Below are 19,424 nucleotides of genomic sequence, written 5' to 3'. Positions count from 1 at the left end.
TAAAAGTACCGATTTCTTTAAGTCTCTTATGTTTTATGATAGAAACAATTCTACTTTTACTAATTCTATTATTTAGATCTTCAGTTTATGCACAAGAATATAAAGTAGATCTAGACATTCGCTCACGCTTTGAATATCGGAAAGGTTTTGGTGAGCCTCGTCCTACCGATGAAGATTTAGATGTAGCAGCTAACTTCATTTCTCAACGGACTAGAATGAATACTTTTTTTAAGGATAAAAGAAGTTTCATTGAATTAAAATTCAGTTTTCAAGACGTAAGGACATGGGGTGCAACTCCAATATTAAATAATATTGATTATGGAAACTTTAGCCTTTATGAAGGTTGGGCAAAATTTAATATTAGTAAATCCACTTCAATAAAAGTGGGGCGACAAGAACTAAAATATGATGATTACCGAATATTAGGTAATGTGGATTGGGCGCAACAAGGCTTAGTTCATGAAGCTATAGTTTTCACATATGAAGGTTTATTCAAAATACATGTAGGCGGAGGGTATCAAACGGATGAAGAAAATCTATATAGGCAGGCCTACTCAAGTAACAACTACAAAACACTACAGTTTGTATGGCTAAATAAGAGTTTTAAGAAACTCCAATTAAGCTTTCTTTTTCTCAATAATGGAATTGAACAAGTTGAGTCTATTGATCCTAACTTTACTGCAAGTGATCTTAAAATCCGTTTCAGTCAGACAATGGGTGGACGTTTACTATTTAATTTAGAGTTTTTAGATGTGACTCTTAATGGTTATTACCAAACTGGGAAAGATGGGGTAAATAGAAATATCAATGCATATAACTTGCTTTTAGAGCTAAGGGGGAAATTGTATGAATTAGTAGAGATAATCGTTGGGGGAGAACTCCTATCTGGTAACGATGTTATTGACGATGGTAGTAATAAAGCATTTAATCCATTGTATGGAATGAATCACAAATTCAATGGATTAATGGACTATTATTATGTTGGAGGAAGGCATGTAGATAATGTAGGCTTACAAGATTACTATGCTAAGTTGAAGTTTAATATTCGTGATAATTGGAAGCTAAATGCAAATTATCACCTTTTTAAATCAATAGGGCGTCAATTATTAAATTCTTCAGGGGATTTAACCGATATATCCCTAGGTCAAGAATTTGACTTCATAGCGACTTATGAACTAAATAATCAGATTAAGTTCGATGGTGGTTTTTCATTTTTATTTGCACAAGAAGGAATAATTGATTTAAGACAATTAAGTACTGGAATTGCTAGGGACAAAAATAAAATCAACAAATGGGGATGGTTTCGTGTAAGTATTAATCCAACTATTTTCTTTATTAAGAATGAAAATTAGTAAAATGTATTTAAAACTGAGTTTACTTTTTTAGTCTTTATACCTTAAACGAGAATATATTTTTGTTGGTACATTTATCCTATTTCTATCATAATCAAATAGCCCACTCAGAACATTAATCACAATCCTTCCAATCCCATTATTCATAACTACATTCTGGATAGTGGGATTATTTTACCAAGTAACTCCTTAAATATGGAACCTAAATAGTATAATAATGGTAAGTGTTAGAAATTAACGAGTGTTTATCTTACGCTTATTCACTAAGGAATAGCTACCTATAACTCTTTTAATTTATCTGAATTATTTACTATCTCAATCATGATAAAAACACTTCTATTTAGTAAGCTCCACAGCAAAACACCTTATCATTATCAGGTGAACGGTCTTGATTTAGTAATGATAAGGTATGATGAAAATATATCAGTATTATATGGAAGGTGTCTTCATCGTGGAGCTCTAATGTCTGATGGACGAATTGAAGGCAATAATATAATATGTGGTGTTCATGGTTGGGATTATTGCTATGATACTGGAATCTCAGAATACAATAACAATGAAGCTCTCTACAAATTCAAATCTGAAATTCGAGATGATTTCGTCTGGATTGATGAAGATGAAATAAATGAATTTTTAAAGAAGCATCCTCAACCTTTTAATCGAAATGAGTATTTAGGACAGTATGCAGATACACATCCTGAAAATACTGAACCTTATACAAGGTATATAAAGGAATTATCGCAAAATGGACTCAAAAATTATGGTCATCATGGACCTTCAGAGGCTATGGGTGTTGATAGAAACACACTACCGAAATGGGAAGATATTCAATTTTTACCTGCCCAATTATCTAAAAGACCTTTACTTGATGAAGTAGAAGTTGTGACATCTACCATTATTGGTCCAAATGCGAAAAAACCACTACAATTGGACATTCCTATTTTTGTATCCGATATGAGTTTTGGTGCACTTTCTAAAGAAGCTAAAATCGCTTTGTCTAAGGGAGCCGAATTGGCAGGGACAGGAATTTGTAGTGGTGAAGGAGGCATGCTAGAAGAAGAACAATCTAGTAACTCAAAGTATTTTTATGAACTTGCTTCAGGTAAGTTTGGGTTTTCTTGGGAAAAGGTAGAAAAGGCTCAAGCTTTTCATTTTAAATGTGGGCAGGGGGCAAAAACAGGAACTGGGGGACATTTACCTGGTCATAAAGTTACTCATGAAATAGCAAATGTTCGAGGGTTAAAAGAAGGCCAAACAGCAATTTCACCAGCAACATTCCCAGATTTAAAATCTGTTGAAGATTTCAAAAACATTGCTGAAGAGGTTAGATCAAGAACGGGAGGTATCCCTATTGGTTTCAAAATTGCTGCGAGCCATTTAGAAGCTGATATTGATTTTGCACTAAAAGTTGGAGCTGATTACATCATTCTAGATGGTAGAGGAGGAGGTACAGGTTCTGCTCCAACTATTTTGAGAAATAATATAAACATACCCACCATTCCTGCATTGGCTAGAGCAAGAAGGCATTTAAATAATGTTGGAGTTGAAGGTGTGACTTTGATCATTACAGGAGGGCTAAGGGTACCAGAAGATTTCTGTAAAGCAATGATGCTAGGAGCAGATGCCATTGCTGTCTCTAATTCTGCTTTGCAAGCTATTGGATGTTTAGGGATGAGAGCTTGTAATACCAATAATTGTCCTGTAGGGATTGCTACTCAAAAAGAAAGTTTAAGACAGAGAATTATCATTGATCAATCGGCAAAACAACTTTATAACTTCTTCAATGCAAGTACAGAATTAATGAAGGTTGTCGCAAGGTCATGTGGGCATGATCATCTATCTAAATTTAATTTTCATGATTTGAGTACTTTCAATTATGAAATACACCAACTCACTGGTATATCTTATGCTGGTGTAAAGTAATAAATTAATAATCATGCAATTATATTCAGAAGCGGACCAGTTATTACACTTACTTTCTCAGGTTATTGCCAAGGTTAATAAAGTGTTTGTGCCTTCAAAAGAAGACGACAGTCATACGAATTTATATTTTGATTCAGTAAGTAAAGCTATTTATGGGAGGTGGTTTCAAAAGGGGCATAAACGCTATATTTTTTCATTGAATCTAATTGCGTTTCAATTTGAATTGTTGGATGAAAGAAAAAGAATTGAAATAAAACAGGATATAGTTGATAAAACTATTTTTGAAGTAGAACAAGAGTTAATTATAAAATTGACAAAAAAAGGTTTTAAAGCAGAATCTATTAGTAAACCATTACACTTTATTATAACCGAATATGATTTTGCAAATAATCCTATCCAATTTCTTTCAGAAGAAAGTATTTCACAATGGCTAGGCTACAGATCATTAGCTAATTATGCTTGTTTAGATTTCATAGGTTTGACCCAAATTTCATCTGAAATACGAATTTGGCCTCATCATTTTGATACAGGAATTTATTTTGAACCAACCCCTAAATTGGGTATTGGTTTTGGTTTAGCTATGGAAGATAATAAAGTAGGAAACCCCTATTTTTATATATCAGCTTATCCAATAAAAACTGAAATTGACTACACTAAGATTGATGATCCACAAATTGGAAAATGGATCATCTTAGATGATTGGAAAGGATGTGTTTTAAGTCTTGAAGAAATAGGGAATAAAGCCATTCAAAAACAGCTAAATCAGATTGGATACTACATTGAACATGTCTATCACTGGCTTATAAATCAATAAAAGAATTTGATTTACATTAGTTTGATTGTTTTCTATACCTGTACCTTAACTAAGTAATTTGATGTTAAGTACAAAGGAAAGTGATTTGATTGAGTACTTGAACAAAAGCTTAGACGGCTTAAAAATTGGATATGGCTAATGCTTAATTTTATTTAAGAGTTATATGCATTATCAATACAAATCAGAGATTCTATGATCTAGTATTCGTTATCCCATTTTTATAGCCTTCGAAATAATTTGTGTGAAGACTAAACGAGTATTTCAATAATTAATTCGTTCTCTATAATCCATTGAAAACCAGGAAATCATATGAAAATGAAAAAAAAACTGTACTGGCATAAGGTTCTCGACAATAAGGATACACTAAAAGAGGGAAGAGTTATGACTGTGGTCGCAGGACATAAGGATATCTGTTTATCTCACTTTAAAGGAAAGTTTACAGCCTTAGATAACAAATGTCCTCATCAAGGAGGACCTCTTGGTGAAGGTTCTATAGAAAATGGATTATTGAGATGTCCTTGGCATGGATGGGATTTTTGTCCTCATGGAGGAAGTTCTGGAGATTATAATGATGGTTTGAAGACTTATGATGTTAAAATTGAGAATGACGCTATCTATATTGGATTGGAGGAAGAAGCTCCTCATGAAACTACCGTAACAGATATTATGGTGGAAACTATGGTTAATTGGGGAGTAACTAGTGTATTTGGTATGGTCGGACACTCTAATTTAGGCTTAGCAGATGCTATAAGAATACAGGAAGAGAAGGGACACTTAAAGTTTATAGGTATTAGGCATGAGGGGGCAGCATCTTTCGCTGCTTCAGCTTATGGAAAATTGACGGGTAAACCAGCGGCTTGTTTTGCAATAGCAGGACCTGGAAGTACCAATTTATTTACAGGATTATGGGATGCAAAAGTAGATAGATCCCCCATACTAGCCTTAACAGGACAAGTTGCTACACAAGTTGTAGGAACTGGTAATTTTCAAGAAGTTGATTTAGTTAGAGCTTTTCAAACTGTAGCCGAATTTAACCAAAGAGTTGAGCATCAAAGTAAACATACTGAGCTTATGGCTTTGGCAATTAAACATGCTATTTTGAAGCGTGATGTATCACATTTGACCTTTCCTGATCAAGTTCAAGTATTACCTGCACAAAATGAAAAAGCTCAAACACCAGAAGGTAGAATTGCAAAACTAAGTATAGCACCTCCTGAAGATCAATTAGATACTGCTATTAATAAAATTGCCCAAGCTGAAAAACCTATAATTATCGTTGGACATGGAGCTAGATTTAACATGAAAGAGATTATTGAGTTAGCAGAAAAACTCAATTGTCCTGTCATGACAACATTTAAAGGTAAAGGTCAAATCTCAGATTCACATAAACTTGCATGTGGTGTGTTAGGAAGAAGTGGAACTCCGATTGCATCATATTTTATGAATGAAGCAGACCTACTAATCGTTATTGGCGCTTCATTTTCGAATCATACTGGAATCACTCAAAAGAAACCAATTATACAAGTTGATTTTGATCCATTGGCTTTATCTAAATTTCACAAAGTTGATGTTGCTGTGTTTGGTGAAATCTCAAGAACCATTGGTCTAATACATAAAACGGATGTTGAAATAAAAGCAAATAAAGTTAATCAAATAGAGTCAATAGCTAAAAGGTGGAAGATCTGGAGAGCCGAAAAGAAAAAAAGATTAACTGAAGCAACAGGTCATGGAATTAGTTCAATTGCAGTTTTTGATACATTAACTAGACTTGCTCCAGAGAATGCAATAATGTGTGTTGATGTAGGGAATAATGCATATTCTTTTGGACGCTATTTTGAGTCCAAGAATCATAATTTTCTGATGTCTGGATACCTTGGATCGATTGGATTTGCTTTACCTGCAGCTATTGGTGCTTGGGCTGCGGTTGGAGATAAAAGGCCAATTATTGCTGTAGCTGGTGATGGTGGAATATGCCAATATCTTGCAGAATTTACAACTTTGGTGAAATACAATATGAACATCAAGGTTATTGTATTAAATAACAATGAGCTAGGTAAAATAACCAAAGAGCAGCGGGCAGGAGGATGGGATAAATGGGCCACAGACCTTGTTAACCCAAGTTTTGCTAAATATGCACAAAGCTGTGGCGGGTTGGGGTTAAAGGTAGATTCAGAAGAAAAGCTTGAATCAACAATAAGGACATTAGTCTTACATGAAGGACCTGCATTACTTGAAATAACTACAGATGTAAAGCTCATATAAGGCAATTATATTGCTCTAGCATATAATTATGCTAGAGCAATATAATATCGATGATATTAGTATGATAAATTCAGTATTGTAAGTTGTAAGAATACTCAAAGTATTAGTATAGGAAATGCTCAAGATTTAGCTCAAGGAAGGGTATTTTATTAAACATCTAAATTTTTTTGTCTTACTTGGATTGCTTTGATTGAATGGATACATAAAAAAAATAATGCTATTGTAGTAAATATGACAGCAATTATCATCATCATTTTAAATATATATTCATGTTGAAAGATTGCTTTTGATAAACCAGATAATAAAAAAATAAGGGCACTTCCATAAAGACAAGCATTAGCGACCCCTAAACGTTTCAATTGTTTTAACTTTTCTCTAATAATTGGAATATTCTTCTCTTTTAATTGTTCAAGTTGCGTAAGTTCATTGTTGAGTGCTACAATAAACCCACTCGTAGACATAATGATTAAACCTATTGCTGGTAAAATTGTTAAAGGGGCATACCATTCCATTAATTATTCATCTTGTTTTTCTTCACTTAATTCTTTGATTTCTTTCCCTAAGAAATAACCGATTGCTATTCGAGTTACAATAAATAAACTTAAGGAAATCATTTGTTCCTCTGAAAGCTCACTGAGAGTGAAAATAATATCAGATGTGATTAAGAAGTCAAGCGCAAGTAATATATAAATCCCAATCTGACATCTTATTCGTTGAATATAGTATATATCAACTTTTGTGATATCTTTTCCTTCAATACATATAAATTTTATAAATACCTTAAGAAATCCATAAATTAATATTGTCATTGCTACAACCTCAATTATTTCGGCAATTATCCAAAATATATTTTTAATTTCTTCCATATTTACTTTAAAATGTATACAAGATTGCTAGACTAACAAAAGAATCACTCAAACTGCTTTCCACTCTGGTAAATTCTCCAAGTATGGTAATGTTTTTTATATTTCTGTGTACACCTACTCCCCATAACACACCAAATGCATCTTCTTCATGATGATGGTCCAACTCTTTTTCGATTGTATAATTTAAGCCCACTACTGGGTAGATGCCTACAATAGGAGTTTCAAAAATATAATGAAAGACAAAGTCCATATCATACAATTCTATCTCATTCTTTTTGAAATAAGTGAATTCAGGGCCGAAACAGATATGTTCGCCAATATTGTAATACAACCTTCCATTGATACCCACAGTTCCTAATTCCGAAGATAATGCAGCTCCTACTCCTAACGTAATAGATCCCTTTTCAAAAAATGTGTGATGATGTTTTTCTTCCTTCCCTTCCTCTTTAGATTGATTTTCAGAGGTGTGCTGAGCCATAATTATTTGAGGGCTACCTATGAAAAAAATAATGAATAAAATGCCTATAAATCGTGTCAAAATCATAGTTAGTATTATGGGTAATAATCTAAACCATTTGTTAAATATGTCTTTAAATAAAGCCTATATTATTTCAAAAATTCACTTTAGTTACTTTTAAAGTAAGTGTTCTTGCCATAAAATTCATCAAGAATAATCGCTTCAACAGATATTGATCTAAAGAAAAAAATAATTACAGTAAAAAAATCAACTGCCTCTTAGATTATGACTATGTGGTAACGAAATTCATAATTGATAAGAACAAGGTTATCATTAACATGTATCACCAAAGAGCTATTTCCCTGCCATAAATCCATGGCAGGGAGTTGCCTACTTATACTGTTGTGAAATAGTTCACGAGTATAAATAAGACTAATAGAAATAATCATTTTACTAAAAAAACACCCAGCAGATTTAATAAAAACCATTGCTGGGTTCTAAATAACCAAGTACCTTATACTTAATAAGTTTGTAGTAATAAAAATTATTTATAATCAGTACCCTCCATTGCTTCTCTCAACGTCTGTCCTGTAGCATTTTTCCATAATTGCCATCCATTTCCAACTGTACCGGTAATAACTTGCCCAGCGGTAGAAGGAGTTGGGAATATATAATCTTTTTGTAATATATAATGTTCACCTTTATCTAAAAGTAATCCATCTTTCACTAGTTGTCTATGTAGTAATTTATGGGAAGAGTATAGACTTTTCGTAAATGTTTTTGTAAAAGCTGAGCCCTTGAAAACGACAAAACCTTGACTTGATGGTTGTCCTTTAGCTCCAGATGTTGTTTTATGCTTAAGGTAAAATGTCATATCATCTTCAGTGTCAGTAATTGATTTGAAGACTAAATACCCAGCATCATTCATTAAAAGTTTAATTATATCAAAGCAATCAAGGTAACAGTCTTTTTGTCCCCTTGTTATATGAGGTTGATGTGGTTTTGTTCTATTGACTAGCTTGTATCTCCCTATACTTAATGCTAATTTATATGAATGTGATTCTAGAAAACGAGTAGCTGTAGTATCTAAGTCTTTCTCCGTTAATGATTCGAAAACAAAAGCAAAGTTCCAATCAATTCTCTCTTCTTGTATATGCTCTTTTAAACGCCTATATGTATCGGCAGATTCTCCAATGTAAATACATGGCTCCAGTGACTTTTCATCATAGCCAAATAAGTAATAGAGATTGGCAGATTCCCTTTGTAAGTAGTTTTTTACATTTTCAATGAGGTGCCTAGGGAAACAATAAGCTCTAATGACACTATTACTAACAGTTTTTATTCTTACGGAGTCTTGATCAGGATTAGGGATGTGGGTGTTTATACTTTTTCCTCTTTTCATTTATTTTATTATCGGGGTTTTGTTAAAGAGTAGCTTTACCTAAAGGTTTATGTTTTTAAATACTTTAGGGAGTGATTCCTCTTGGTTTGATTATAGTACTAAATTAGTACCTTAGATTAAATATTAGGTATTTAATAGAAGGTTATAAATGATGTTTTAGTACAGACTATTAATTGAAAGCTTGTGATTTAACCTTCTTACTTTTAATTGTATGTTTTGAGCTAAAAAAGATTGATTATGAAATTGAATATTGGGGAAAGTGATTTATTTTGGTATTTACCTTAACTTCTATACCTTTATTTAAAGAATACTGAGACTTATACTGTGTTGATTATCTGTCTAATAGGTGGTTTTTATACATATTAGGAAATGTCCCCCTATATTGTCCCCTAAATAAAAATAAAACGCTATAACAATTTACATATCAATGTGTTACAGCGTTTAGTTGTAGCCCCAGCGGGACTCGAACCCACATCAACGGCTCCGGAAACCGGCATGCTATCCAGTTGCACCATGGGGCCAAAATCATGACAAATATAATTATTTAAAGGGCATTATACTATCTATCTATTAAGAATTAGATGGTATATAATTTTACGAATTGATTTTCAATTGAAAAAGTTAGTTTTTATAAAAGCAAGATTGATGATACTGACTATCTATTAGTTATAAAATATCGGAACATTAAAACAAAAAATCCCTTATTCTGAAAAGAATAGGGGATTTTTAATTATACGAATATAGATTCTATTACTTAGGGTTTTCATAGAATATATATGAAGTAGAATAATCTGAGAATTCAAAATAGACTTTTTTCTCACCTGGATCTTTTACTCCATTCATATTCTCATCATATATACCATATCCATAACGATAAGGTCGATCTGATTTACCCTCAGTACTTTTCGAGGTTGTAAGTTTATCAATTTTAATAAACTTTTTTACCAATTTATCACCAGCGTATACTTCTAAAACGCCATCAGTACCTGTCCAATTTTGTACGCCTCTACTGAAACGGTTCTGTGTTTCTTGTGTACAGCCCATTAAGGCTACAAACAATAATAAAGGGACACTATAGAGTAATTTCTTCATTTTTTTAATCCGTAATTGAAAGATATAGCTATCTAAAAAGCAATAATATTAGAATGCGAGTTCACTATTGAAGAACATAAGTTCTATGACAATTTGCAACTGATGTCTAAATATTATCATTTTTGTCAAATATTTATAGTTAACATTTAACGAAATGAATCAGGAAAGGTTGAATAAACTTTTTGCGTTTCTAGAGGAAGAGCCTAATGATCCGTTCCTTATTTACGCAATAGCAAATGAATATTTAGAGTCTAAGCCTACTGAGGCTAAGAAATATTACGATAGATTATTGTTTGAGCATGAAAATTATACTGGTACATATTATCATGCAGCTCAGTTGTATTTAGATTTGGGTGATAAAGAAAAAGCAGAGAGTATCTATAAGAAGGGCTTGTTAATTTGTCAGAAAGAAAATGATAGACATGCTTTAGCAGAGCTTCAACGAGCGTATAATGAATTTTTATACGAAGACGAAGAGGAAGATGAGTGGTAACAAACAAACATTTACCTTATTACAACTCAATAAAAGTATTAAAAAGCATATTGAGAAAATAGGGACAAGTATTTGGGTTACCGCAGAAATTGCTAGAGTTCAAGAAAAGAATGGACATTTATATCTGGAATTAGTACAGAAAAAGGAAGATTTTCTTGTTGCTCAGATAAAGGCAAATATATGGAAGGATACCTATAAAATTCTTCTTCAAAAAATTGGGGAAGAGGAGTTTTCATGGATTATTGAGGAGGGAAAAGAAGTATTAATTGAAGTATGGGTTACATTCCATGAAGTTTATGGAATGTCACTTCGAGTAAATGACCTTGATTTAGCTTACACAATAGGGGAAATGGCTTTAAGAAAGCAAATGAACCTTAAAAAGCTACAGGAAGAAGGCTTTTTATTTTTGCAGAAGCAATTAATTCCCCCTAAAGTAATCCAAAAGATTGCTATAATTTCTTCTTCAAATGCTGCTGGTCTGAAAGACTTTTTGGATCAACTGACTAATAATTCCTATGGTTACAAGTTTTATACAGAATTATTTGAAGCCACAGTTCAGGGAAAAAATGCAATTCAAGCAATCCAAGATCAACTTCAGAAAATTAGTGTAGATGAATTTGATGCTATTGTTCTAATTAGGGGAGGAGGAGCTAAATCAGATTTAGAGATTTTTAATCATTATGATTTATCAAAAACGATAGCACTTACGAAACTACCCATTTATTGTGGTATTGGACATCAAATAGATGAAACAATTGTCGATATTATATCTCATAAATCATTAAAAACACCTACTGCGGTTGCTTCTTATCTTATAGAAGATATGCTTTCATATGAAGAAAAACTATTGCAGTCTTTAATTTCAATAGAAAGAACAATACAGAATAGGTTGCTGGAAGAAAATTGGCAGTTAGATAAATTAATGTCAATGATTCAAAACCAATCGAATCAATTGATCCAAAATCAATTATATGAATTGAAAGGAGTTGAAGATGGTCTTAAAATGAAGTCTGAACATATTCTTTACCTAGAAAATGAAAGGTTAAAGAATATTGCTTGGAGGATTAAAGAAATGGATCCGAGAGCCTTATTCAAAAAAGGATTTTCTCTTTCCTTGATTAATGGTAAGAAGATTGTAGAAGAAACAAAGATTAATAAAGGTGATAAATTAGAAACACATATTTCGGGAAAGAGACTCTATTCAACAGTAGATAAATATGAAAGAGGATAATAATGAATTAAGCTACGAGAAAGCATTGGAAGAGCTACTTTCCATTCAGTCATTAATTCAAGATAATGAGATTCCTATAGACCAATTAGAAGGAAAAGTAAAAAGAGCAAACGAGTTGATTAAATACTGTCAACAAAAACTTAGAGGAATTGAAAGTAAAATAGATGAGCTTTTCAATGATTCTGAAAAATAAAATGTAATTTTAGGCTTAGTTTAAGTGGTTCATTATAAGTTGATAACACTTATTCTTGAGAAGTATATTAAATATATCAGACCTATTATGTTAAAACACTTTTCAAAAATCTTATCATTTATACTCATTATGAGTTTTACAGCATCTTGCGGAGAAGATGGTGTTTTTTTATTTAGTATTGAAGATGATGTAGCTCTAGGAGCACAGGTCAATGATCAAATCCTTTCAGATCCACAAACTTACCCTGTTTTATCTGAAGATGATTACCCAGATGCTTATAATTACCTTCGAGGAATACTTGATGATATTTTAGCTTCACCCGAAATTAAGTACAAGGATACTTTTGCTTATGATCAGATTAAAATCATAGACAACGATGTATTGAATGCATTTGCAACCCCAGGTGGTTATATTTATGTACATAAAGGTTTGATTCAATACTTAGACCATGAAGATCATTTGGCAGGGGTTATTGGACATGAAATTGCCCATGCTGAAAAAAGACATTCTTCTAAGGCAATGCAAAGACAATACGGTATCTCTATATTACTTGAGATCCTCTTAGGTAATTCAGCAGACTATCAACAACAACTTGCTCAGATTGCCACTTCTCTTGTTACCTTGAAGTTTGGTAGAGACCAAGAAGCTCAATCAGATGAGTTTTCTGTAAAGTACCTTAAATCTACTTCATATGATTGTGGCGGTGCTGCTGGATTCTTTGAAAAAATGGAAAGTGATCCAAATTTTGAATCTTCAACTCCTGCATTTTTAAGTACTCACCCGTCGAATGACAGTAGGATTTCAGATATCAGAAGTCAAGCTGATGCACAAGGGTGTGAAAGAACTGAAGGAGGAATAACAACATATCAACAGTTTAAGAATATGCTTCCTTAAGGTAAGACATATGCAATACGAAAAGCCTTTCAGATTTAGATATTTGAAAGGCTTTTTTTATGGGGTAACTTCTTCAGATTGGTTTAAGATATAAAATAGGTCATTCAAATTAGACACTCGGTCCCTATTAAGGTCAATTAGGTTGAGATGATATTCATCCTCAATTTCTAAAATTATGGTTTCAAGTTCTATTCTTGAAAATGAATACTGAATAGCTTCTTCTGATTTTATGATTTGCTGAGGCGAATTAAGAATTAACTCTTTTTCAATCGATAGGATATTAGCAATAAGTGCAGCAGTAATTAGGTTTCTATACATATCTCAGAATAGGTTATTTCATAATTATGCTAGATACTACTTTCTTTTAACCTATTTGTAAACAAACAGCGGCGTATCTTACTCATATACAGGTTTACATACTTTAAAATATTTTGATTTTGTAAGAATTGTAGATTTAATACAATTTATTTCATTAATGAAAAATCATTCACTTAACATTAAATAATTGTATTATTTTATTATTTAAATACCAACATTGCTATATTCGGGCATCATTTACATATCACTATTCTAATTTTTTTATGAACATTGTATACGGGTGCTCACCATCTTATGTGGCGGTGTTAGCTTTGAACTTAATGTTGAGAAAATATAAATTGCCTATAAAAGCAGTTGTTTTTTCAAAAAAAGACATGAAAATTGATGGAGTTACTATCAACGATTTGAAGGGATTGAGATTCATGTTTAAACGATTTAATTCTTCCTTCATTTTTTATTATTTAGGTTTAGCGGCTTTTATTCCTTTGGCTGCATCAATCTTAAATATATTCAGAAAAGAAGAAGATAAACTATACTCCGTTCAAGAGCTTTCTAAAATGTATGGATTCAAAATCATTGAATCAGACAACTTTAATAAGAAAGAAACTATTGATGAGTTGAAAAATCTTGAAACAGATGTTTTCCTTTCTTGTGGCTTAGATCAAATCTTGAAAAAAGATTTTATCAATATGCCTAAAGTATCAATTGTCAATATTCATCCATCACTTCTTCCTGACTTTAGAGGAGTAGAACCATTTGTACACCTAATGGAATCTGATGAAGAAGTTTATGGATCAACACTACATGAGCTTACAGCTGACATTGATTGTGGTGACATTTTAATTCAGACTCCAATAAAAAGAGGAAAGAAAGATTCTCATTTAACTATCATGTATAACTTTATGCATGTTGCGATGAAACAGTTTAATGAGTATTTCCACAAGCTTGATAATAAAGAAGCAATTATTCCAATACCACAATTCAAAGAGCCTAAATATCCATATATGTCATGGCCATCTATTCAAACTCTTGATAGATTGAAAGAAAAAGGTTTAGAATACACAAATTGGACTGAAGTAAGACAATATACTAGATTCACACCCAATCAAAAGGTACATACAATAGAAGAGTCATACGCTTAGATTTTCTATTAAAGTATAAAAGGCTATAAGTTAAATCTTATGGCCTTTTTTTGTTTTTTTTATAGCTGTAAAAACAAAACCTTACTTGATTAGGTTATTCACTTATGTTTTAACCCATTAAGAGAATTTATGACTTTTAAAGTCAACAAACAGTAATACTGTTAAATTTATTCCGATAATGATATTTTACTAGCAAATTACTTCAATATAGAATCAGATTTTTATGAGAAGAAACATCAATTATATAACCTTAGTCATAGTAGGACTATTCTTTTATTTCCCATCTTTTGCTCAAGACCAAGCTAAGACTGATAAATTAACAGTAATTGTTTACGAAAAAGAAACAGGGCGTCCGTTGAACAGAGCGCATGTGTTGGCAGGAAGAACAGGAGCTATTACGAAAGGAGATGGTAGAGCAGAAATGCTGATCAAACCTGTAGATAGTATTCAAGTGAGTTTTCAAGGATATAAAACAGTAAAGGTGGCTTTACCTGAGTTTGAAGGTAAGGATCATTTATTCATTAAAGTACCTTTATCCGAAATGACAGTTTACTTGGATGAAGTTGATATTTTTCCATTTCCAGAAACCAAAGAAGAGTTTAAAGCAACTTTCTTAGCATTGAAAAATATGCAAACCGAAAATCAAAGATGGGCAATGGAATTAAAAAATAACTTTAAGCCATTTAGTAACCCACAAATTGTAATGTCATATCGTTCTAATTACCAAGATCCACAAGAACAATATCGAATTTGGATGAATATACAGAAAGAACCTGTGGGAGAAGGACAAAATTGGAGAAATTAATTAAGTGAAATTACATTTCTCAATAATAAAATTTTAATAATAAGATTGATTACATATCTTTGTACCACTTATCCTGAAAGGTGGAGAGACCGGGCTCAATGATGCCTTGGCAACCAAGAAGCTTTACATGCTTGGTGCCAATTCCCGGCTCAGAGGTGTCTGAGGAAGATAGGTGAAAGCAATCATAGATTTATTTTGATTAAATAGGGCTTTCTTGCCCTTTTTTTTATGACCAAAAACTACTTACAAAGTATATGTAAGTTGCTAGTAATCAATCAAGAATTTTCTATTGTTTGTTTTCACATGCGTCTGTATAATTAGTGTGTCAAAATATGAATTGACTGCAAGCATGGAGAAAAAAGACATCAAAGACTTAGCGAAAGAACGTATTCTAATTTTGGATGGTGCAATGGGTACTATGATCCAACGCCATAAATTAGAAGAAAAAGATTTTAGAGGAGATAGATTTACTGATCATCCATCTGACCTTAAAGGCAACAACGATTTATTGTCTATTACTCGTCCAGATATTATTAAGGATATCCATAGACAGTATTTCTTGGCAGGGGCAGATATTGTTGAAACCAATACCTTTAGTGGTACAACAATAGCCATGGAAGATTATAAGCTTGAACATATAGTTTATGAACTTAACTATGAATCTGCAAGAATAGCCAAAGAAGTAGCTGATGAATTAACAGCGGAAGATCCTTCTAAGCCTAAATATGTGGCAGGTTCTATGGGACCTACAAACAGAACAGCTTCCATTTCCCCAGATGTGAATGATCCGGGTTATCGTGCCGTTACTTTCGATCAACTTGTAGATGCATACTATTTACAGACCAAAGGATTAGTAGAAGGTGGTTGTGATCTACTTCTAGTCGAAACGGTTTTTGATACGCTAAACTGTAAGGCGGCTTTATTTGCGATCGAAAAGTATTTTGATGATCAAGAAAAAGGTAATGTTGAAATCACTGATGAATTTCCAAATCTAAGCTATGGTAAAAGACTTCCTGTAATGGTTTCTGGTACTATTACTGACGCGAGTGGTCGTACGCTTTCTGGACAGGTTGCAGAAGCATTTTGGCATTCCATTTCACACGCAAACTTGTTTAGTGTAGGTTTGAACTGTGCTTTAGGTGCAGATCTTCTCAGGCCTTATGTTCAAGAACTTTCAAGAGTCTCTAATTGTCTAATCTCAGCACACCCAAATGCAGGTCTTCCAAACGAATTTGGTCAATACGATCAAACAGGAGAGGAGATGGCAGAAATTATTGAAGGCTTTGCTAGTAATGGTCTAGTAAATATTATTGGTGGATGTTGTGGTACTACACCAGATCACATTCAGAAAATTGCTGAAGTAGTTAGTCCTCATGAAACAAGACAAATTCCTGAAGAAGATGCAGTACTTCACCTATCTGGACTAGAACCTATTTCTATCAAAGAAGATAGTATGTTTGCTAACATTGGTGAGCGTACAAATGTTACTGGTTCGTTGAAGTTTAAAAGACTTATCAAAGAAGATAAGTACGATGAAGCTTTGGAGGTTGCTCGTAGCCAAGTAGAAGGTGGTGCACAAATGATTGATGTAAATATGGATGAAGGGATGTTGGATTCTGAGGAAGCCATGACCCGATTCCTAAACCTCATTGCATCTGAACCAGATATTGCTCGTTTACCAATTATGATTGACTCTTCAAAATGGTCAGTAATTGAAGCTGGTCTGAAGTGTGTACAAGGTAAAGGGGTTGTAAACTCAATTTCTTTGAAAGAGGGAGAAGAAGAGTTTATTAAAAAGGCAGAACTGGTAAAGAAATATGGAGCAGCTGTAGTAGTCATGGCATTTGATGAAACAGGGCAAGCGGATAGTTATCAAAGAAGAATTGAAATCTGTAAGAGATCATATGATATATTAGTAGAGAAAGTTAATTTCCCTCCACAAGACATCATTTTTGACCCTAACGTACTTACTGTTGCTACAGGTATTGATGAGCACAATAATTACGGTGTTGATTTTATTGAGGCTACACGTTGGATCAAACAGAATCTTCCTCATGCGAAAGTGAGTGGAGGTATCAGTAATGTCTCTTTCTCTTTTAGAGGTAACAATGTAGTTCGTGAAGCAATGCACTCAGCATTCCTTTATCATGCAATTAAAGCAGGTTTGGATATGGGTATTGTAAACGCTGGTATGATTGAGGTCTATGAAGAGATTCCTAAAGAACTACTAGAACGCGTAGAGGACGTATTACTCAATAGAAGAGATGATGCGACAGAAAGACTTGTTGAACTTGCTGAAACTGTAAAAGGGGATGGTAAGAAAAAAGAAGTTGATCTTTCTTGGCGTGAAGCTCCTGTAGAAAAGCGTCTTTCTCATGCGCTAGTAAAAGGTATTGTAGACTTTATAGATGAGGATACTGAAGAAGCAAGGCAGAAGTTTGATCGCCCACTTCAAGTAATTGAAGGCCCTCTGATGGATGGAATGAATATCGTAGGTGATCTTTTCGGAGAAGGAAAGATGTTCTTGCCACAAGTTGTTAAATCGGCTCGTGTAATGAAGAAAGCTGTAGCCTACTTGATTCCATTTATTGAAGAGGAAAAGAGAAATAACCCTGGACTTTCAGGAAAAAGTAGCGCGGGAAAAATCTTGATGGCTACAGTAAAAGGAGACGTACACGATATCGGTAAAAATATTGTAGGAGTTGTACTAGCTTGTAACAACTTCGAAATAATTGATATGGGTGTGATGGTTCCTCTTGAGCAGATTATTGCTAAAGCTGTAGAGGAGAATGTAGATATGATCGGATTGAGTGGTCTAATTACTCCATCGCTTGATGAAATGGTTTATGTAGCTGAAGAATTGGAGCGTAAAGGACTTAAAATTCCTTTAATGATTGGTGGTGCTACTACGTCAAGAATTCACACAGCAGTTAAAATTGACCCTGTATATAGTGGTCCTGTGATTCATGTTTTGGACGCCTCTAAATCTGTTCCTGTAGCGAGTGCATTTACATCTGAAACTGAAGGTGTATATGAAGAAGCTTATGAGAATTTCAAAAATGAATATGCTCGATTGAGAGAAGATCATTCAAAGCGTAAATCAAATAAGAAATATATCTCTATTGAAGATGCTCGAAAGAACAAGGTGAAAATTGATTGGGAAAATACAAATATCAATAAGCCTTCATTCTTCGGATCTAAAACTTTCGATGATTATTCACTAGAGGAAATCCAACGTTATATCGATTGGACACCGTTCTTCCAATCTTGGGAATTAGCTGGTAAATTCCCTGCTATCCTTAAAGATGAAATTGTAGGAGAGGAGGCTAGCAGATTGTATAAAGATGCTCAAGAAATGGTTGAAAAGATTATTTCTGAGAAATTGTTAACGGCTAAGGCTGTCATTGGATTCTTCCCAGCCAATACAGTAAACCATGATGATATTGAGGTTTACGATTATAATATTGAGGAAATCCCGATGCCTGATAACCCTTCTCATACTGAGATTTTCTTTAAAGAAAACAGAGAAGCGACCATACAAACACTTTCTCATCTGAGACAGCAAAACAAAAAGGCTAAAACTTCACCTAACTTCTCTTTGGCAGATTATATAGCGCCTAAGGAAACCGAAAAACGTGATTATATTGGTGGTTTTGCTGTTACAATCACTGGAGCTGATGAAATTTCTAAGAAATATGAAGCAGAACTAGATGATTACAATTCTATCTTGGTGAAAGCAATTGCTGATCGTTTTGCAGAAGCATTTACAGAACTTCTTCATGAGCGTGTAAGAAAAGAATATTGGGGTTATGACAAAGATGAACTTTTAGATAACGAATCTTTGATCGAAGAAAAGTATAGTGGTATTCGTCCTGCTCCAGGTTATCCTGCATGTCCAGATCATCTAGAAAAGAGAAAACTGTTTGATTTACTGAATGCAGAAGCCAATATTGGAATTAAACTGACTGAGAGTTTTGCGATGTACCCAGCTTCGTCTGTAAGTGGTTGGTACTTCTCACATCCTGAATCAAAGTATTTTGGATTAGGTAAAATTCAGAAAGATCAAGTTGAAGAATACGCTAAGCGAAAAGATATGGATTTAAAAGTGATTGAAAAATGGCTTAGTCCAAACTTAGCTTACTAATTTAATTATAAAAGAAAGGTACCTTAGGGTGCCTTT

General features: G+C 33.2%; 17 protein-coding genes, 1 tRNA gene and 1 riboswitch. Of the genes, 11 read left to right on the top strand and 7 right to left on the bottom strand.

Annotated elements, in window-relative coordinates; genetic code table 11:
• Positions 1–35 precede the first annotated feature (35 nt).
• From BC781_RS21720 to BC781_RS21705, 4 genes are all read left to right on the top strand, one after another.
• A complete protein-coding gene (locus BC781_RS21720; protein ID WP_109621893.1) occupies positions 36–1,352 on the top strand; it encodes an alginate export family protein in 1,317 nt (438 codons plus the stop codon).
• A 321-nt stretch (positions 1,353–1,673) separates the two neighbouring features.
• Entirely contained in the window at positions 1,674–3,275 is a 1,602-nt protein-coding gene (locus tag BC781_RS21715; RefSeq protein ID WP_109621892.1) for a glutamate synthase-related protein, read from the top strand.
• A 13-nt stretch (positions 3,276–3,288) separates the two neighbouring features.
• On the top strand, positions 3,289–4,089 hold the full coding sequence (locus tag BC781_RS21710) for a hypothetical protein (protein ID WP_109621890.1): 801 nt from the start codon (positions 3,289–3,291) through the stop codon (positions 4,087–4,089).
• 315 nt (positions 4,090–4,404) lie between these two features.
• Entirely contained in the window at positions 4,405–6,351 is a 1,947-nt protein-coding gene (locus BC781_RS21705; protein ID WP_109621956.1) for a thiamine pyrophosphate-dependent enzyme, read from the top strand.
• Between the two features lie 149 nt (positions 6,352–6,500).
• On the opposite strand, the gene BC781_RS21700 is transcribed toward BC781_RS21705, so the two are convergent.
• The 6 genes from BC781_RS21700 to BC781_RS21675 all read right to left on the bottom strand — a co-directional run bounded on the left by BC781_RS21700 (position 6,501) and on the right by BC781_RS21675 (position 10,168).
• Positions 6,501–6,863, bottom strand: a complete 363-nt coding sequence (locus tag BC781_RS21700) for a hypothetical protein (RefSeq protein WP_109621888.1) — start codon at positions 6,861–6,863, stop codon at positions 6,501–6,503.
• A gap of 3 nt (positions 6,864–6,866) precedes the next feature.
• Positions 6,867–7,217: a DUF1622 domain-containing protein gene (locus tag BC781_RS21695; RefSeq protein WP_109621886.1), complete on the bottom strand. Its 351-nt coding sequence runs from the start codon at positions 7,215–7,217 to the stop codon at positions 6,867–6,869.
• A 7-nt stretch (positions 7,218–7,224) separates the two neighbouring features.
• Entirely contained in the window at positions 7,225–7,695 is a 471-nt protein-coding gene (locus tag BC781_RS21690; RefSeq protein WP_109621884.1) for a hypothetical protein, read from the bottom strand.
• A gap of 523 nt (positions 7,696–8,218) precedes the next feature.
• Entirely contained in the window at positions 8,219–9,076 is an 858-nt protein-coding gene (locus BC781_RS21685) for a GIY-YIG nuclease family protein (protein WP_109621882.1), read from the bottom strand.
• 448 nt (positions 9,077–9,524) lie between these two features.
• Positions 9,525–9,597, bottom strand: a tRNA-Arg gene (locus BC781_RS21680).
• 229 nt (positions 9,598–9,826) lie between these two features.
• Positions 9,827–10,168: a hypothetical protein gene (locus BC781_RS21675; protein WP_109621880.1), complete on the bottom strand. Its 342-nt coding sequence runs from the start codon at positions 10,166–10,168 to the stop codon at positions 9,827–9,829.
• Positions 10,169–10,322: 154 nt separating this feature from the next.
• Between BC781_RS21675 and BC781_RS21670 the strand changes: the two genes are divergently transcribed.
• The 4 genes from BC781_RS21670 (at position 10,323) to BC781_RS21655 (ending at position 12,979) form a co-directional block, all read left to right on the top strand.
• The gene (locus BC781_RS21670) at positions 10,323–10,661 is read left to right on the top strand and encodes an enzyme of heme biosynthesis (RefSeq protein ID WP_109621878.1); all 339 of its coding nucleotides are present in this window, start codon (positions 10,323–10,325) and stop codon (positions 10,659–10,661) included.
• Positions 10,651–11,892, top strand: a complete 1,242-nt coding sequence (xseA, locus tag BC781_RS21665; protein ID WP_158281552.1) for an exodeoxyribonuclease VII large subunit — start codon at positions 10,651–10,653, stop codon at positions 11,890–11,892. Before BC781_RS21670 ends, xseA begins: the two co-directional genes overlap by 11 nt.
• Positions 11,879–12,085, top strand: coding sequence for an exodeoxyribonuclease VII small subunit (gene xseB, locus BC781_RS21660; protein WP_109621874.1), 207 nt, complete (start codon positions 11,879–11,881; stop codon positions 12,083–12,085). Before xseA ends, xseB begins: the two co-directional genes overlap by 14 nt.
• A gap of 87 nt (positions 12,086–12,172) precedes the next feature.
• Entirely contained in the window at positions 12,173–12,979 is an 807-nt protein-coding gene (locus BC781_RS21655; RefSeq protein ID WP_109621872.1) for a M48 family metalloprotease, read from the top strand.
• A 57-nt stretch (positions 12,980–13,036) separates the two neighbouring features.
• Here the strand turns inward: BC781_RS21655 and BC781_RS21650 are convergent, their stop codons facing one another.
• Entirely contained in the window at positions 13,037–13,297 is a 261-nt protein-coding gene (locus BC781_RS21650; protein ID WP_109621870.1) for a hypothetical protein, read from the bottom strand.
• A 263-nt stretch (positions 13,298–13,560) separates the two neighbouring features.
• Between BC781_RS21650 and BC781_RS21645 the strand changes: the two genes are divergently transcribed.
• The 3 genes from BC781_RS21645 to metH all read left to right on the top strand — a co-directional run bounded on the left by BC781_RS21645 (position 13,561) and on the right by metH (position 19,388).
• Complete coding sequence (locus BC781_RS21645; protein ID WP_109621868.1) at positions 13,561–14,439, top strand: formyltransferase family protein; 879 nt, start codon at positions 13,561–13,563, stop codon at positions 14,437–14,439.
• A 223-nt stretch (positions 14,440–14,662) separates the two neighbouring features.
• Positions 14,663–15,244, top strand: coding sequence for a peptidase associated/transthyretin-like domain-containing protein (locus tag BC781_RS21640; protein ID WP_109621866.1), 582 nt, complete (start codon positions 14,663–14,665; stop codon positions 15,242–15,244).
• A 65-nt stretch (positions 15,245–15,309) separates the two neighbouring features.
• Positions 15,310–15,419, top strand: a riboswitch (SAM riboswitch).
• Positions 15,420–15,593: 174 nt separating this feature from the next.
• Positions 15,594–19,388, top strand: coding sequence for a methionine synthase (metH, locus tag BC781_RS21635; RefSeq protein WP_109621864.1), 3,795 nt, complete (start codon positions 15,594–15,596; stop codon positions 19,386–19,388).
• The last annotated feature ends 36 nt before the right edge of the window (positions 19,389–19,424 follow it).

It is taken from the genome of Sediminitomix flava, from assembly GCF_003149185.1.
In the GTDB taxonomy this organism is placed as follows: domain Bacteria; phylum Bacteroidota; class Bacteroidia; order Cytophagales; family Flammeovirgaceae; genus Sediminitomix; species Sediminitomix flava.
This window is presented reverse-complemented; position numbering and strand designations above follow the sequence as displayed.

Bases quoted from the DNA above. Each gene is read 5' to 3' on its own strand.
- BC781_RS21690 (WP_109621884.1), bottom strand. From the start codon at position 7,695: ATGGCTCAGCACACCTCTGAAAATCAATCTAAAGAGGAAGGGAAGGAA.
- BC781_RS21655 (WP_109621872.1), top strand. From the start codon at position 12,173: ATGTTAAAACACTTTTCAAAAATCTTATCATTTATACTCATTATGAGT.
- BC781_RS21640 (WP_109621866.1), top strand. From the start codon at position 14,663: ATGAGAAGAAACATCAATTATATAACCTTAGTCATAGTAGGACTATTC.
- BC781_RS21705 (WP_109621956.1), top strand. From the start codon at position 4,405: ATGAAAAAAAAACTGTACTGGCATAAGGTTCTCGACAATAAGGATACA.
- BC781_RS21670 (WP_109621878.1), top strand. From the start codon at position 10,323: ATGAATCAGGAAAGGTTGAATAAACTTTTTGCGTTTCTAGAGGAAGAG.
- BC781_RS21685 (WP_109621882.1), bottom strand. From the start codon at position 9,076: ATGAAAAGAGGAAAAAGTATAAACACCCACATCCCTAATCCTGATCAA.
- BC781_RS21700 (WP_109621888.1), bottom strand. From the start codon at position 6,863: ATGGAATGGTATGCCCCTTTAACAATTTTACCAGCAATAGGTTTAATC.
- BC781_RS21645 (WP_109621868.1), top strand. From the start codon at position 13,561: ATGAACATTGTATACGGGTGCTCACCATCTTATGTGGCGGTGTTAGCT.
- metH (WP_109621864.1), top strand. From the start codon at position 15,594: ATGGAGAAAAAAGACATCAAAGACTTAGCGAAAGAACGTATTCTAATT.
- BC781_RS21720 (WP_109621893.1), top strand. From the start codon at position 36: ATGATAGAAACAATTCTACTTTTACTAATTCTATTATTTAGATCTTCA.
- BC781_RS21650 (WP_109621870.1), bottom strand. From the start codon at position 13,297: ATGTATAGAAACCTAATTACTGCTGCACTTATTGCTAATATCCTATCG.
- xseB (WP_109621874.1), top strand. From the start codon at position 11,879: ATGAAAGAGGATAATAATGAATTAAGCTACGAGAAAGCATTGGAAGAG.
- BC781_RS21715 (WP_109621892.1), top strand. From the start codon at position 1,674: ATGATAAAAACACTTCTATTTAGTAAGCTCCACAGCAAAACACCTTAT.
- BC781_RS21675 (WP_109621880.1), bottom strand. From the start codon at position 10,168: ATGAAGAAATTACTCTATAGTGTCCCTTTATTATTGTTTGTAGCCTTA.
- BC781_RS21695 (WP_109621886.1), bottom strand. From the start codon at position 7,217: ATGGAAGAAATTAAAAATATATTTTGGATAATTGCCGAAATAATTGAG.
- xseA (WP_158281552.1), top strand. From the start codon at position 10,651: ATGAGTGGTAACAAACAAACATTTACCTTATTACAACTCAATAAAAGT.
- BC781_RS21710 (WP_109621890.1), top strand. From the start codon at position 3,289: ATGCAATTATATTCAGAAGCGGACCAGTTATTACACTTACTTTCTCAG.